15 protein-coding genes are annotated in these 14,355 nt (G+C 45.7%); all 15 read left to right on the top strand.

The window, feature by feature from the left end:
• Positions 1 to 106: 106 nt before the first annotated feature.
• The 15 genes from atpF to CSV74_RS07795 all read left to right on the top strand — a co-directional run bounded on the left by atpF (position 107) and on the right by CSV74_RS07795 (position 14,348).
• A complete protein-coding gene (atpF, locus tag CSV74_RS07865) occupies positions 107 to 658 on the top strand; it encodes a F0F1 ATP synthase subunit B (RefSeq protein ID WP_029053446.1) in 552 nt (183 codons plus the stop codon).
• Positions 655 to 1,191 carry a F0F1 ATP synthase subunit delta gene (locus tag CSV74_RS07860; RefSeq protein ID WP_099691267.1) on the top strand — a complete coding sequence of 179 codons (537 nt, stop codon included), beginning with the start codon at positions 655 to 657 and terminating at the stop codon, positions 1,189 to 1,191. Before atpF ends, CSV74_RS07860 begins: the two co-directional genes overlap by 4 nt.
• Before the next feature lie 24 nt (positions 1,192 to 1,215).
• Positions 1,216 to 2,727, top strand: coding sequence for a F0F1 ATP synthase subunit alpha (gene atpA / locus CSV74_RS07855; RefSeq protein WP_029053444.1), 1,512 nt, complete (start codon positions 1,216 to 1,218; stop codon positions 2,725 to 2,727).
• Positions 2,728 to 2,770: 43 nt separating this feature from the next.
• Positions 2,771 to 3,628, top strand: a complete 858-nt coding sequence (gene atpG, locus CSV74_RS07850) for an ATP synthase F1 subunit gamma (RefSeq protein ID WP_029053443.1) — start codon at positions 2,771 to 2,773, stop codon at positions 3,626 to 3,628.
• Between the two features lie 33 nt (positions 3,629 to 3,661).
• On the top strand, positions 3,662 to 5,077 hold the full coding sequence (gene atpD / locus CSV74_RS07845) for a F0F1 ATP synthase subunit beta (protein WP_029053442.1): 1,416 nt from the start codon (positions 3,662 to 3,664) through the stop codon (positions 5,075 to 5,077).
• A gap of 24 nt (positions 5,078 to 5,101) precedes the next feature.
• Positions 5,102 to 5,506: a F0F1 ATP synthase subunit epsilon gene (locus tag CSV74_RS07840; RefSeq protein WP_029053441.1), complete on the top strand. Its 405-nt coding sequence runs from the start codon at positions 5,102 to 5,104 to the stop codon at positions 5,504 to 5,506.
• Positions 5,507 to 5,583: 77 nt separating this feature from the next.
• Positions 5,584 to 5,817: a DUF1146 family protein gene (locus CSV74_RS07835; protein WP_029053440.1), complete on the top strand. Its 234-nt coding sequence runs from the start codon at positions 5,584 to 5,586 to the stop codon at positions 5,815 to 5,817.
• Positions 5,818 to 6,396: 579 nt separating this feature from the next.
• Entirely contained in the window at positions 6,397 to 7,692 is a 1,296-nt protein-coding gene (murA, locus tag CSV74_RS07830; protein ID WP_029053439.1) for a UDP-N-acetylglucosamine 1-carboxyvinyltransferase, read from the top strand.
• 206 nt (positions 7,693 to 7,898) lie between these two features.
• Complete coding sequence (spoIID, locus tag CSV74_RS07825; protein ID WP_233190842.1) at positions 7,899 to 8,726, top strand: stage II sporulation protein D; 828 nt, start codon at positions 7,899 to 7,901, stop codon at positions 8,724 to 8,726.
• A 30-nt stretch (positions 8,727 to 8,756) separates the two neighbouring features.
• Positions 8,757 to 9,413, top strand: a complete 657-nt coding sequence (locus tag CSV74_RS07820; RefSeq protein WP_029053437.1) for a M23 family metallopeptidase — start codon at positions 8,757 to 8,759, stop codon at positions 9,411 to 9,413.
• A gap of 109 nt (positions 9,414 to 9,522) precedes the next feature.
• Positions 9,523 to 9,795: a sporulation transcriptional regulator SpoIIID gene (locus CSV74_RS07815; RefSeq protein WP_029053436.1), complete on the top strand. Its 273-nt coding sequence runs from the start codon at positions 9,523 to 9,525 to the stop codon at positions 9,793 to 9,795.
• A gap of 565 nt (positions 9,796 to 10,360) precedes the next feature.
• A complete protein-coding gene (locus CSV74_RS07810) occupies positions 10,361 to 10,570 on the top strand; it encodes a hypothetical protein (RefSeq protein WP_099691265.1) in 210 nt (69 codons plus the stop codon).
• A 241-nt stretch (positions 10,571 to 10,811) separates the two neighbouring features.
• Positions 10,812 to 12,305 carry a glycerol kinase GlpK gene (gene glpK, locus CSV74_RS07805; RefSeq protein WP_099691264.1) on the top strand — a complete coding sequence of 498 codons (1,494 nt, stop codon included), beginning with the start codon at positions 10,812 to 10,814 and terminating at the stop codon, positions 12,303 to 12,305.
• A 142-nt stretch (positions 12,306 to 12,447) separates the two neighbouring features.
• Positions 12,448 to 13,449, top strand: coding sequence for a rod shape-determining protein (gene mreB, locus CSV74_RS07800; protein WP_099691263.1), 1,002 nt, complete (start codon positions 12,448 to 12,450; stop codon positions 13,447 to 13,449).
• A gap of 74 nt (positions 13,450 to 13,523) precedes the next feature.
• Positions 13,524 to 14,348 (top strand): flagellar hook-basal body protein, encoded by an 825-nt coding sequence (locus CSV74_RS07795; RefSeq protein ID WP_099691262.1) that lies wholly within the window; start codon positions 13,524 to 13,526, stop codon positions 14,346 to 14,348.
• Positions 14,349 to 14,355 lie beyond the last annotated feature (7 nt).

The following is a 14,355-nucleotide window of genomic DNA, read 5'->3' as shown; positions in this document are numbered from 1 at the left end:
ATTGCTTTATGTCAATAAATAAACAATCTACAGAGTCTGAATGAATAAAGTGTTCCAATTAGAGTAAGAAACAAAAGAGTCATGAGCTCTTGAAGGGAGTGAAACAATCGTGTTGGATACCTTCGTCCTCTTATCAGCAAACGCTGACGCAGGATTTTTAGCTAGTTTAAACCAACGTCTAAATTTAGGCGACATTATCGTCACTGTAGTATTTTTCACGATTCTCATGGTACTTCTAAAGAAGTTTGCATGGGGTCCGTTAATGGGCGTGATGGATCAACGAGCGAAGTTAATCGCTACGGAGATCGAACAAGCCGAAGCAAGTCGTCAAGAATCTGCAAAGCTTCTTGAAGAGCAACGTGCTCTATTAAAAGAAGCACGCGAAAGCGCACAATCTATCGTAGAGAATGCGAAGAAACAAGGTGACACTCAACGTGAAGAGCTGATTATGGCTGCACGCGCTGAAGCTAACCGTATGAAAGAATCTGCAACTCTCGAAATCGCTACTGAAAAAGAGAAAGCAGTTGCAGCAGTTCGCGAAGAATTCGTATCTCTTTCTATCTTGGCTGCGTCTAAGGTTCTTGGGAAAGAAATTTCTGAGGAAGATAACCGCGCATTGATCGAAGAAACGATTGTGAAGGCAGGCGAAGGGCGATGAGCCAATCGGTAATCGCAAAACGTTATGCCGTTGCATTGTTTGAAGCAGCACAGGAAAAGCAACAAACGCTTTCCGTGCAAACTGATCTAAAAGAAATGAAAAAAGTATTCGCTGGAGACAAGCAGTTTGGTGAGCTATTAATTTCGCCAAAGTTCTCTACAGAGAAGAAAAAAGAATTGATTGGGCAATTTTTCAACGGAGCAAACCAACTTGTATTGAACACACTATATGTGTTGCTCGATGCAGGTCGTATTGAAGAGATAGGCAATCTAATCGAAGACTTCCAGGAACTCGCTAACGAGGCTTCTGGAGTTGCCGAAGCGAAAGTCTACTCTACACGTTTGCTTTCTGATGAAGAAAGTACAGCTATCTCTACTGCCTTTGCGCACAAAGTAGGGAAACAATCATTGCATATCGAAAACATTATTGATCCAAGCTTGATCGGTGGCATTCGCCTCCAGATCGGCAACCAAATTTACGACAGTAGTGTCAGTGCAAAGCTGGCGCGTCTGGAACGTCAATTAATCAATTAATTTGAATTAAGAGGGGTGACATACATGGGCATCAAAGCTGAGGAAATTAGCGGTCTGATCAAACAACAGATCGAAAATTATCAGTCTGAAATGGAAGTAAGTGAAACAGGTACTGTAATCCGTGTAGGTGACGGTATCGCACTTGCTCATGGCCTCGACAATGTCATGGCGGGGGAACTTCTTGAGTTCTCTACCGGCGTAATGGGTCTGGCACAAAACTTGGAAGCGAACAACGTAGGTATCGTTATCCTTGGGCCATACACAGACATTAAAGAAGGCGATGAAGTTCGTCGTACAGGCCGTATTATGGAAGTACCAGTCGGAGAAGAATTGATCGGACGTGTAGTCAATTCACTTGGACAACCAGTTGATGGACTAGGTCCAATCAACACAACAAAAACTCGTCCTATCGAAAGCCCTGCACAAGGGGTTATGGCGCGTAAATCAGTTCACGAACCATTGCAAACAGGAATCAAAGCGATTGACGCTCTTGTTCCGATCGGCCGTGGACAACGTGAATTAATCATCGGTGACCGTCAAACAGGTAAAACGACTGTTGCAATTGACGCAATCCTAAACCAAGCTGACCAAGACATGATCTGTATCTATGTTGCGATCGGTCAAAAAGAATCTACTGTTCGTGGAGTAGTTGAAACTCTACGTAAAAACGGTGCACTCGATTACACAATCGTAGTAACTGCTTCTGCATCAAGCCCGTCGCCAATGCTATTCTTGGCACCATACACAGGTATTTCGATGGCAGAAGAATTCATGTTCGACGGCAAGCACGTGCTTATCGTTTATGATGATCTATCTAAACAAGCAGCAGCTTACCGTGAACTTTCCTTGCTACTTCGTCGTCCTCCGGGTCGTGAAGCATATCCAGGGGATGTCTTCTACCTACACAGCCGCCTACTTGAGCGTGCTGCAAAGTTGAATGACGAACTAGGAGCAGGATCTATTACAGCATTGCCGTTCGTTGAGACACAAGCTGGAGATATCTCTGCTTATATCCCAACAAACGTAATTTCTATCACAGACGGACAAATCTTCTTGCAGTCTGACCTATTCTTCTCAGGTGTACGTCCAGCGATCAACGCCGGTCTTTCCGTATCCCGTGTTGGTGGATCAGCGCAAATTAAAGCAATGAAGAAAGTTGCCGGTACACTTCGTTTGGACTTGGCAGCATTCCGTGAACTAGAAGCGTTCTCACAATTCGGTTCGGATCTAGACCCATCTACAAGAGCGAAACTGGACCGCGGTCACCGCACAGTTGAAATCTTGAAGCAGGACTTGAACAAGCCGTTGAAAGTTGAATACCAAGTAATCAGTCTATATGCACTGACACGCGGTTACCTCGACGATATTCCAGTAAGAGACGTATTGCGTTTTGAAAGTGAAATCACTAGCTGGTTAGAATCTAACCATACGGAAGTGTATGATCACATCCGTACAACAAAAGATCTTCCAGCTGATGACGTAATGAGCGCAGCGTTCAACGAATTCAAGAAAAACTTTGTGACTTCTGAAGCTTAATTTTTCCTTGAACTGATCTTAAAATAAAGGTGGTGAATAGCCAGTGGCGTCCTTACGCGAGATAGAAAGCCGTATTGCTTCAACAAAAAAGACGAGTCAAATCACGAGAGCGATGCAAATGGTATCTGCTTCCAAACTGAACCGTGCTGAAATGAATGCGAAGAAATTCGTACCATACATGGATAAAGTTGAAGAAGTGGTTGGTGCCATTGCAGCCGTAACGAAAGATTCCGGACATCCTTTATTAACTGCACGTCCCGTAAAGAAGTCTGCGTACATCGTAGTCACTTCAGACCGTGGACTAGTTGGTGGATATAACGCGCACATTTTCCGTGCAGTTACCCGTGCAATCGAACAACGCCATAAATCGAAAGATGAAGTGGTCATTATCGCGATCGGTCGTAAAGGCTATGAATTCTTCGACCGTCTGGGTTACCAGATTGAAGAAAGCCTAATCGGACTTTCGGATCACCCTCGTTTTGAAGAAGTAAAAGATATCGCGAATCGGGCTGTTGGCATGTTCACAGAAGGCGTATATGATGAAGTGTTCTTGTATTATAACCACTTCATCTCCGCCATCTCCAACGAAGCAACTGAACGTAAATTGCTTCCACTCACAGATATTTCATCTGTATCAGCTTCATCATCATATGAGTTCGAGCCTTCAGCAGAAGCGATTCTCGAAACACTTCTCCCACAATACACGGAGAGCCTCATTTATGGAGCGGTACTCGATGGAAAAGCGAGCGAACATGCTTCCAGTATGACAGCGATGAAGACGGCGACAGACAATGCGTCTGACCTAATTGATTCGTTAACACTACAATTTAACCGCGCTCGTCAAGCAGCGATCACTCAGGAAATCACTGAAATCGTAGCCGGCGTAGCAGCACTCGAATAATAGATTTGAAACAGTAAGACAGGAGGGAAAAGCATGAGTAATGGACATATTCTTCAAGTTATGGGTCCAGTTGTCGACGTAAAGTTTGAAAACGGACAACTTCCAGCGATCTATAACGCATTGAAGGTTAATATCGATCGTTCCAACGGAGTGGTTGAAGTATTGACTTTAGAAGTAGCACTTCACCTTGGTGATGATGCAGTTCGTACGATTGCGATGTCCTCGACAGATGGTCTGAAACGCGGTACGTCAGTTATTAATACAGGCGCACCAATTTCTGTTCCAGTCGGCGACGTTACACTCGGACGTGTATTTAACGTACTAGGTGAGGAAATTGACCTGCGTGAGCCAGTTCCTGCTGATTCACAACGTGACCCAATTCACCGTTCTGCACCAACATTCGAATTCCTTTCTACAGAGGTAGAAATTCTTGAAACTGGAATTAAAGTAGTTGACTTGCTTGCACCATACATCAAGGGTGGTAAAATCGGACTCTTCGGTGGTGCTGGAGTTGGTAAAACAGTTCTAATTCAGGAATTAATCAACAACATCGCACAAGAACACGGAGGTATTTCCGTATTCGCTGGTGTTGGAGAGCGTACTCGTGAAGGAAACGACTTGTACTTTGAAATGACAGATTCAGGTGTTATCAAGAAAACGGCAATGGTATTCGGTCAGATGAACGAGCCACCAGGCGCACGTATGCGTGTAGCACTTTCTGGCTTGACTATGGCTGAGTATTTCCGTGATGAGCAAGGACAGGACGTTCTATTGTTCATCGATAACATTTTCCGCTTTACACAAGCAGGTTCTGAAGTTTCTGCACTACTTGGACGTATGCCTTCTGCGGTTGGTTACCAGCCGACATTGGCTACAGAAATGGGTCAGTTACAAGAGCGAATCACTTCTACAAATAAAGGATCAGTTACATCGATCCAAGCAATCTACGTACCAGCGGATGACTATACGGATCCAGCTCCGGCAACAACTTTCGCTCACTTAGATGCAACAACGAACTTGGAGCGTAAACTTTCAGAGATGGGTATCTACCCAGCTGTTGACCCACTAGCTTCTTCTTCACGTGCATTGAGTGCAGAAATCGTTGGACCGGAACACTACCGTGTAGCTCGTGAAGTACAAACGACTCTTCAACGATACCGTGAATTGCAAGATATCATCGCAATCCTAGGTATGGACGAGTTGGATGAAGATGACAAGCAGGTTGTTGACCGCGCTCGTCGTATCCAGTTCTTCTTGTCACAAAACTTCCACGTTGCTGAGCAGTTTACAGGACAAAAAGGTTCTTACGTTCCAGTTCCTGAAACAATCAAAGGCTTTGCTGAAATTCTAGAAGGTAAGTACGATCACTTGCCAGAAGATGCATTCCGTTTAGTTGGACGTATCGAAGAAGTTATCGCAAAAGCAAAAGCTATGGGTGTAGAAGTCTAAGAAAAGGGACCAGGAGGGAAAAAAATGAGTAAAATCAAAGTGAATATCGTCACTCCCGACGGCCCTGTTGTTGAAATGGATGCGAACATGGTGATTGCAGTTACCGAAGCTGGTGAGATCGGGGTTCTACCCGGTCACATCGCGATGGTCGCGCCGCTTCAAATTGGTGCACTTCGCCTAAAGACAGATGGCAAAACAGAAACAGTCGCAGTCCACGGAGGCTTCATCGAGGTCCGTCCTGAAGTTGTCACTGTATTGGCACAGAGTGCGGAACTGGCTGAGTCCATTGATATCGCACGTGCAAAGAAAGCTGCTGAAAAAGCTGAACAAGATCTTCAGAAAAAAACTGATGACCTTTCCAAGAACTTAGCAGAGCTTGATTTGAAACGTGCAATTAACCGCATGCAAGTGTATGAACAACGTATTTAATCTATAATTGAAATGGGCGGACAGACAACCTCTGTCTGCCCATTTTCTCTATATCCAAGAAAAAAGGAGTGGAAACTATGGACAGCATGTTAGGAAGCAATCCACTACTCGCAATCGTATCGCACATCTTCTTCATCGGCATCAGCTTCTACGCACTACAAGCGATCTTGCCAGAGAACATCATACGAAAAAATCGCGTATTCCAAACACAACTTTTGTTTATTTTGCTAAGTATTGCTATCGGATCCACCGTATCAAAATTCTTTTTAGACATATCCTATTGGTCAGGAAGATGGGCAACTTGGTTTTGATTTCCTTCAGCTGAAGCTCTACCAGTACGACCAGTGGAAATCAGAACTCTAGCTGAAAGAAATTAAAACAAGATGGTCATGATGTGGTGAGGTTTTGTCACTTGAACTTGTAAAAGTTTAAGGAATTCACTGATTGTCAACAACATATAGTTAAGGTCGTAACGGAAGAAGGAGACGACTCGAGAAAGCGTCCAACAGCTGAAGTGGAAATCAGAAACACGTGGTAATGTAGACTTTCCTGTAGCAACTTTGTAATATTCCTGTAATGAAAATATCTCTTATTGCGTGTAAAATGTAGGATTACCGGGTAATAACGGTAATGTGGCTATAAATGAACGGTCAAATGCAATCACTTTGTGTCAGATCATCACATATACTACACCACGCAAGAAATAACGCAAAACTGCGCCGGAAGGTACTTGTTTAGCAATGTTTTACAAGGTACAATAGTATATGTTTTATATTTTAAATTTGAATTTGACTTTAACAAATGATCCGCAACACCAATGAAAATGTTTATAGACGATTATTGATAATAGGCTGTGGGTGAAGGATAAATTGGACTCGGAGGGGCTACTGGTGGAAAAAATTATTATTAACGGCGGACGGACTTTACAAGGGAACGTACGTGTAGAAGGTGCGAAGAACGCGGTATTACCGATCTTGGCTGCTGCTTTATTAGCATCTGAAGGAGTGAATGTCATTCGTGACGTTCCAAATCTCTCAGATGTACGGACGATTAATGAAGTGCTTAAAAGTTTAAACGCAAAAATCACGCATGATCCAGAAAAAGGGGAAGTCATCGTAGATTCACGTGGAAGACTAGCTGATGAAGCACAATTTGAATTTGTACGTAAAATGCGCGCATCCATTTTAGTAATGGGACCGTTACTAGCGCGTAACGGATTCGCGCGTATCGCATTGCCTGGTGGTTGTGCTATAGGTTCAAGACCAATTGACCAACATTTGAAAGGCTTCGAGGCAATGGGAGCAGAAATTTCATTTGGACATGGTCACGTTGAAGCGAAAGTAGATGGCCGATTAAAAGGCGCGAAAATCTACTTGGATTTCCCGAGCGTAGGCGCAACAGAAAATATTATGACAGCTGCTGCTCTCGCTGAAGGTACAACGATCATCGAGAACGCTGCCAAAGAACCTGAAATCGTCGACTTGGCGAATTTCATCAATGAAATGGGCGGTAAAGTCGTAGGTGCAGGTACGGATAATATTCGTATCGAAGGTGTACAGACAATGTATGCATCGATTCACCATATTATTCCGGATCGTATCGAAGCTGGAACATTCATGGTAGCTGCTGCTATTACGGGTGGAGACGTTACAATCGACAACGCAGTACCTGAACATTCTACAGCACTAATTTCCAAATTAACGGAAATGGGTGTAGAAATCACTCCATTGGATGAAGGGATTCGCGTTACAGCGAAGCATCCACTAAAGGCAGTCGATTTGAAGACGATGCCGCATCCAGGTTTCCCGACAGATATGCAATCACAAATGATGGCATTGATGTTAACAGCTACCGGTATCGGTGTGTTAACGGAAACTGTATTTGAAAATCGCTTTATGCACGTTGAAGAATTCCGCCGTATGAACGCGGATGTGAAGATCGAAGGACGTTCTGTTATTGTTTCAGGACCTTCAAAAATCCAAGGTGCGGAAGTCGCAGCCACAGACTTGCGTGCTGCTGCATCACTCATCCTAGCCGGACTCGTAGCAGAAGGCGTTACACGTGTGACTGAATTAATTCACTTAGATCGCGGTTATGTGGACTTCGATAAAAAGCTCAAAGCTCTAGGCGCAGACATAACACGTGTTTCAACTGAACAAGAAGTTACAGAATCTCAATTAGTATAATAATCGAAACCATGGACAGTTCGCTGTTCATGGTTTTTTCATTTGATACAATGAATACGCAATCTCCACATAACATATAGTCTAGTATGTACAAAAAACTACTCCTTTTATTCATCATTCTCACATTATTTTTTATTCCTATCCTTGTAAGACAAGCGCCAGAATTTAAACTGGTAGACCAACGAGAGGAGAAGTACTGCGATGCGATGATCACGGTCGTAGGTGTGGACGAGCCGATTCCGTTAGAAGAGTATGTCGTCGGAGTGGTAGCGGGTGAGATGCCTGCTGATTTTCATCCCGAAGCATTGAAAGCTCAAGTAATTGCTGCCCGCACATATGCCGCAAGAAACACAGACAAAGGAATGAAGCCGATTGCGAAAGACGTCTCTGCTCAAGTGTACCGCACAGAATCCGAACGTAAAGAGCGTTGGGGCAAGTCGTTTAACGACAATGAAAAGAAAGTACGCAAAGCAGCGGAAGACACGAAAGGCCAAATTATTGTGTACGGGGAAGAAATCATATCGGCCATGTTTTTCTCTACATCTAATGGCAAAACAGAAGCTGCGCAAAACTTTAGCGGCAATCCGGTCGAGTATTTACAGAGCGTTGAAAGTCCAGGAGAAGAAGATGTTGCACCTACTGTAGAGCGCAAGCAAGAACTAACATTGACTGAATGGAATCGTAAACTCGGTTTCAACTGGGATGCCAATCAATTTCGTGAACTGAAGCTCGTCCGCAATCAAACCGGACGCGTCCAGAAAATTATGTCTGGACAATATGAAACAAGTGGGCGACAAATTCGTGAAAAACTTCATTTGGCCTCTACCGATTTCAATATTGCGTATGATGTCAACAATCAAATCGTCCATATTACGACCGTTGGCTATGGCCATGGAGTCGGGATGAGCCAATACGGTGCGGAGGCTTTCGCTCAAAAAGGATGGACCGCAGATCAAATTGTGTCGCACTATTATACAGGCACAAAAATTCAAGAAATAAATTTACCTGAAGATCGATGTTTAAAATCCTCGTAACTTGCAAAGAATGCAAGTGAGGTGATGAACATGCGAGAAGAAAAACCAAAGGCCCCTTCTCAGGAGAACAAGAAAACGAAGAACGGCTGGTTCTGGCCTGCCATTTATACGAGCGTAGCGCTTTTATTCATCGGCATGGTATGGGGATACACCGCATTGACGACGGAAGATTCTGTCCCGTCTGAAGTGGCAAAAGTAGAACAGCCAAAAGAAAACGGCACGGTAGAAACAAACGCAACAAAAGAAACACTGAAGTATCCATTCGATGAAGCAAAAGTAGATCAAGTTGCCATCTTACAAGAATTTTATGATGCAGAAGCAGACGAAGCAGTGCGTGAGAAAGCACTACTCGTATTCAACCAGACATACGTCACCAGCAAAGGACTATCTCTATCGATGGATGGAGAACCATTCGAAGCTGTTGCGGCAATGAGTGGAACAGTCGAAGAGGTCATCGTGGATTCATTCAAAGGCACGGAAATTAGATTGAAACACGCTGACGGTAAGACAACAGTCTACGGTTCATTGACAGGCGTAGTCGTGAAAGAAGGCGACACGGTCCAACAAGGACAAGTGCTAGCCACAACGACTCAGAATGAATGGAACCCCGAAGCAGGCGTCCACTTGCAATTCGAAATCCAGCAAGATGGAGTGTCCGTAAACCCACACGATTTCCTAGCGTTTTAATACGTAGCACCCAAGCCATTCCAGCCCCCGGAATGGCTTTTTTCATATGTTGACACTTGTTCGCATACACTACATTAGTCAAAGGAGTGAATAGAGAAAGGAAGAGGGCGTGCACGAGCAAATTAGAAAACGCTGCGTACGACTGGGCAAGCTACTGATCGAGACCAACTTGACAGTGCGCGCGCTAGCCACTGCGACCGGCTACTCCAAAAGCACGGTCCACAAAGACTTAACCGAAAGATTACCAAATGTAGACCCATGCTTGTCACGGAAAGTCGCAGAAATACTGGCCTATCACAAATCCATCCGCCACCTCCGCGGAGGAGAAGCCACCCGCCAAAAATGGAAAAATGAAACCGAAGCACAAAAAGCAGATGCCTAGCCACACTGAAAATGAAGCAGTAAGGTACTGTACCCATACAAGCAGCCTGAAAATGTGAAAAGCTATCCAGAGGAATGTATCTGGATAGCTTTTGTTTGATTGAGTGTGATGGGGGTGGGAGAGGGGTCGATGGGCTGGGCTGGAGCGGACTGGGCCGGGCGGGCCGCTCAATGTTGGGTGATATCCGCTCTATGTGGGACCGCGAGCGCTCTATGTGCTAGCTAAACCGCTCTATGTCGCGCGCTATCCGCTCTATATAACTCCGCGAGCGCTCTATGTGTCAGTTCAAGCGCTCTATTGCTCGCGCCATCATGCCCTAAGCGTGTTCGCGGGTGCTTAGTGTGTTGTCTAAACCGATCTATAGCGCGCGCAATCTCGCTCAATGTGCTGGCTAAACCGCTCTATGTCCTGCGCTATCTGCTCTATGCCCGTCCGCATCCGCTCAATGTGTTGGCTTCACCGCTCTATGTCCAATGCTATCCGCTCTATCCAACTCCGCGAGCGCTCTATGTGTCAGTTCAATCGCTCAATCGCTCGCGTCATCATGCCCTAAGCCTATCCGCGAGTGCTTAGAGTGTTGTTTAAACCGCTCAATCGCCCGCGCCATCCGCTCAATGCCTATCCGCAACCGCTCAATGTTCTAGCTTCACCGCTCTATGTCCCACGCTATCCGCTCTATCCAACTCCACGAGCGCTCTATGTGTCAGCTCAAGCGCTCAATCGCCCGCGCCATCCGCTCAATGCCTATCCGCAACCGCTCAATGTTCTAGCTTAACCGCTCAATGTCCCGCGCTATCCGCTCTATACACCTCCGCGAGCGCTCTATATGTCAGCTCAACCGCTCAATGTTCTAGGTTAACCGCTCAATCGCCCACGCGATCCGCTCAATACAACCCCGCAACCGCTCTATGTATCAGCTCATCCGCTCAATCGCCCGAACAACCCCTTCAACCTCTCAACAAACCCCCAAAACATGTATAATAGACACCAAACATCACCAACAGGAGGAATGAATCATGACGAAAAAGTATATCCTAGCGCTCGATCAAGGTACCACGAGCTCACGTGCGATCCTTTTTGATAAAAAAGGCAACATCTTCCACACAGCGCAACAGGAATTCACGCAGTACTTTCCGAAGCCTGGATGGGTGGAGCATAATGCGGATGAAATTTGGAGCTCGGTTCTTTCTGTTATCGCCGCTGTCATTTCTGAAAAAAATATCGCCGCCACGCAAATTGAAGCGATCGGCATCACCAATCAACGCGAAACGACGGTCGTCTGGGATAAGCATACTGGCAACCCGGTTTACCATGCGATCGTTTGGCAATCCCGCCAGACAGCTGACATTTGTGAAGAATTAAAAGCCGCTGGACATAATGATGTATTCCGTAATAAAACGGGTTTACTAATCGATTCGTATTTCTCAGGAACGAAAGTGAAATGGATTTTAGACAACGTAGAAGGCGCGCGTGAAAAAGCCGACAACGGTGATTTGCTATTTGGCACGATCGATACGTGGATTATTTGGAAACTGTCAGGAGGTGAAGCGCATGTTACGGACTACTCCAATGCATCGCGGACGCTCATGTACAATATTCACGACCTGCAGTGGGATGAAGAGTTGCTGCATATATTAGATGTTCCAAAAACGATGTTGCCGACCGTCTGCCAGTCCTCCGAAATTTACACACACACCGACACCAAGCACTTTTTCGGCCACAATGCACCGATCGCGGGTATTGCAGGTGACCAGCAGGCGGCTTTATTCGGCCAGGCATGCTTCGAAAGCGGTATGGTGAAAAACACGTACGGCACCGGCTGCTTCATGCTGATGAATACTGGGGAGAAAGCAGTGACGTCTGAAAACGGTCTATTGACGACCATCGCGTGGGGAATCGATGGGAAAGTGGAATACGCACTCGAAGGCAGTATTTTCGTCGCGGGTTCGGCCATTCAATGGCTGCGTGACGGACTGCGTATGTTCCGTAAAGCGTCTGAAAGTGAAAGTTATGCTAAGCGAGTCAAATCGACTGATGGTGTCTACGTTGTACCGGCATTTGTCGGGCTCGGCACACCATATTGGGACAGCGATGTCAAAGGCGCGGTATTCGGCTTGACTCGGGGTACGACGAAAGAACATTTCGTGCGTGCTACCATTGAATCACTCGCTTACCAGACGAAAGACGTTCTCGACGCAATGGAAGCGGACTCCGGGATTTCATTGAAAACATTACGAGTTGATGGGGGAGTGGTGGACAATAACTTCCTTATGCAATTTCAGGCAGATTTACTCAATGTGCCAGTCGAGCGTTCGACGATCAATGAAACGACCGCTCTCGGCGCGGCGTATCTTGCGGGGCTGGCGGTAGGGTTTTGGAAGGATCGCAATGAAATCGCGGAGTATTGGCGTCTCGACCGACCTTTTGAGCCCAATATGGAAGAATCGGTACGCGAAGATCTCTACAAAGGGTGGCAAAAAGCCATTCACGCAACGATTGCCTTTAAATAATTCACTAGCCGTCGCTAACTTGCTGGCGGCTTTTAGTTTTGCAGACCTCTATCGAAAAATGCCAAATAAAGTAGAAATATGATATAATGAACAGCTAAGAGTGTAATCAGACAGGACGTAACGGGAAGGAGTCGAGGTCACAATGTTTTCAAAAGATATTGGAATAGACTTAGGTACCGCCAATGTATTGATATATGTGAAAGACAACGGTCTCCTCATCAATGAGCCGGCTGTCATTGCGATCGATAAGCGTACGGATGAACCTGTGGCTTTTGGTGAAGAAGCGTATCAAATGATGGGTCGAGCACCAGAACATATCCAGATCGTACATCCAATGAAATCTGGGAACATTGCGGAGTTCGAAATGACCCGTGTGTTGATCAGACACTTCCTCGAAAAAGCGCTAGGAAAAAGCCTGCGCATTAAACCTCATATTACGGTATGCTGTAAAGCGGATACGACGCGAGTGGAAAAAAACGTGATCCGCCAAGTACTGATGGGTGCGGGAGCCAAACAAGTCGTTATGGAGGAAGAATCGAAAGTGGCGGCGATTGGTGCAGGTATTGATATATCCAAGCCCTCAGGCAATATGATAGTCGATCTGGGTGCAGGCACGACAGACGCATCCGTGCTTTCGATGGGGGAAATCGTATCGTTCAAGAAAACGAATATCGGCGGCCTTCATTTCGATCAATGTATCATTCAACATATACGTAAAAAACATAATGTCTATATAGGTGAAAAAACGGCAGAACAAGTGAAAAAAGGCATTGGTCTTGTGCTCATGAGTGGAGAAAAACCGAACGCAATGAACGTGCACGGTAGTGACCTTGCCACGGGCATTCCGAAAACGATTGAAGTGACAGCGGAAGAGATTCATCAGGCATTGCAACTACCGATCGGTAAAATCGTAGAGACGACAAGAGATGCACTGGAAGACACACCGCCCGAGCTCGCTGCGGATATTGCACAGCGCGGTATCATTTTAATCGGTGGCGGTGCATGGCTACCGGGAATTGATACCTTATTAACCGAACATCTCAACGTTCCAGTTTTCATTGCAGAAAATCCGCTCACTTGTATTGCAGAAGGCACCGGATCGCTCATGGACTCGATCGGTAAAACGTGGACACGCATAATTTGACCTGCCATGCAAGCTACAAGTAGTGTATACTAAAAACAACGAATATTCGACATGATGCAAAGGAGTGAAATGAAATGTTTCGTGGTTTTTACACAGTAGGATCAGGCATGATTGCACAGCAACGCCGTACGGAAATGCTATCAAATAATATCGCGAACGCCAACACGCCAGGTTATAAGGCGGAGCAGTCGACGATTCGTGCATTTCCTGACATGTTGATGTCCCGCTTGGATTCAATGCGTGTACCGACGGAAAAAGGCTTGAACTTTAGAAATCTTTCCGAAGTCGGCGAACTATCGACAGGCGTTTATATGCAGGAAACCTTGCCTTTATTCGCACAGGGACAGTTGCGTGAAACAGAACAGAAGACCGATATCGCGTTACTTGATGGACCGATGGAAGTCAATGAAGAGACAGGCGTTGCAGGGACTGTGTTTTTCACGCTAGAAGGTGAAAATGGCGGTCAGTTCTACACACGAAACGGTAATTTCGCTGTCAACGCAGAAGGGTACCTGACCAATCCATCCGGCTTATACGTCCTTGACGATGCAGGCAATCGGATCGAACTGACAAGTGATGATATTCGCGTGACGGATTCAGGAGCAATCTTCGCAGGGGAAACGGAAGTCGCGACGCTAGGTATTGCCTACTCTGACTCACCGGATACATTGTCTAAGCAAGATAACGGACTCTTCACAACGATCGACGGCAATGCGTTACCTACAGGGGGCACATACTCGATGCAACAAGGCTATCTCGAAGATTCCAACGTCGATGCCGCGCGCTCGATGACGGATATGCTGACAGCTTACCGTGCATTTGAAGCTAATCAAAAGGTCCTGCAAGCTTATGATCGCAGTATGGAAAAAGCGGTCAATGAAGTAGGACGGGTCAATTAATGACTAC

It is taken from the genome of Sporosarcina sp. P19, assembly GCF_002743165.1.
Lineage (GTDB): Bacteria > Bacillota > Bacilli > Bacillales_A > Planococcaceae > Sporosarcina > Sporosarcina ureae.
The sequence above is the reverse complement of the archived record's forward strand: the minus strand, read 5'-3'. Positions and strand labels throughout refer to the sequence as shown.

What these genes read in the sequence shown, in the direction of transcription:
- atpD (WP_029053442.1), top strand. Translation starts at nt 3,662, where the DNA reads ATGAGTAATGGACATATTCTTCAAGTTATGGGTCCAGTTGTCGACGTA.
- spoIID (WP_233190842.1), top strand. Translation starts at nt 7,899, where the DNA reads ATGATCACGGTCGTAGGTGTGGACGAGCCGATTCCGTTAGAAGAGTAT.
- CSV74_RS07840 (WP_029053441.1), top strand. Translation starts at nt 5,102, where the DNA reads ATGAGTAAAATCAAAGTGAATATCGTCACTCCCGACGGCCCTGTTGTT.
- CSV74_RS07835 (WP_029053440.1), top strand. Translation starts at nt 5,584, where the DNA reads ATGGACAGCATGTTAGGAAGCAATCCACTACTCGCAATCGTATCGCAC.
- glpK (WP_099691264.1), top strand. Translation starts at nt 10,812, where the DNA reads ATGACGAAAAAGTATATCCTAGCGCTCGATCAAGGTACCACGAGCTCA.
- mreB (WP_099691263.1), top strand. Translation starts at nt 12,448, where the DNA reads ATGTTTTCAAAAGATATTGGAATAGACTTAGGTACCGCCAATGTATTG.
- atpA (WP_029053444.1), top strand. Translation starts at nt 1,216, where the DNA reads ATGGGCATCAAAGCTGAGGAAATTAGCGGTCTGATCAAACAACAGATC.
- CSV74_RS07795 (WP_099691262.1), top strand. Translation starts at nt 13,524, where the DNA reads ATGTTTCGTGGTTTTTACACAGTAGGATCAGGCATGATTGCACAGCAA.
- CSV74_RS07860 (WP_099691267.1), top strand. Translation starts at nt 655, where the DNA reads ATGAGCCAATCGGTAATCGCAAAACGTTATGCCGTTGCATTGTTTGAA.
- CSV74_RS07820 (WP_029053437.1), top strand. Translation starts at nt 8,757, where the DNA reads ATGCGAGAAGAAAAACCAAAGGCCCCTTCTCAGGAGAACAAGAAAACG.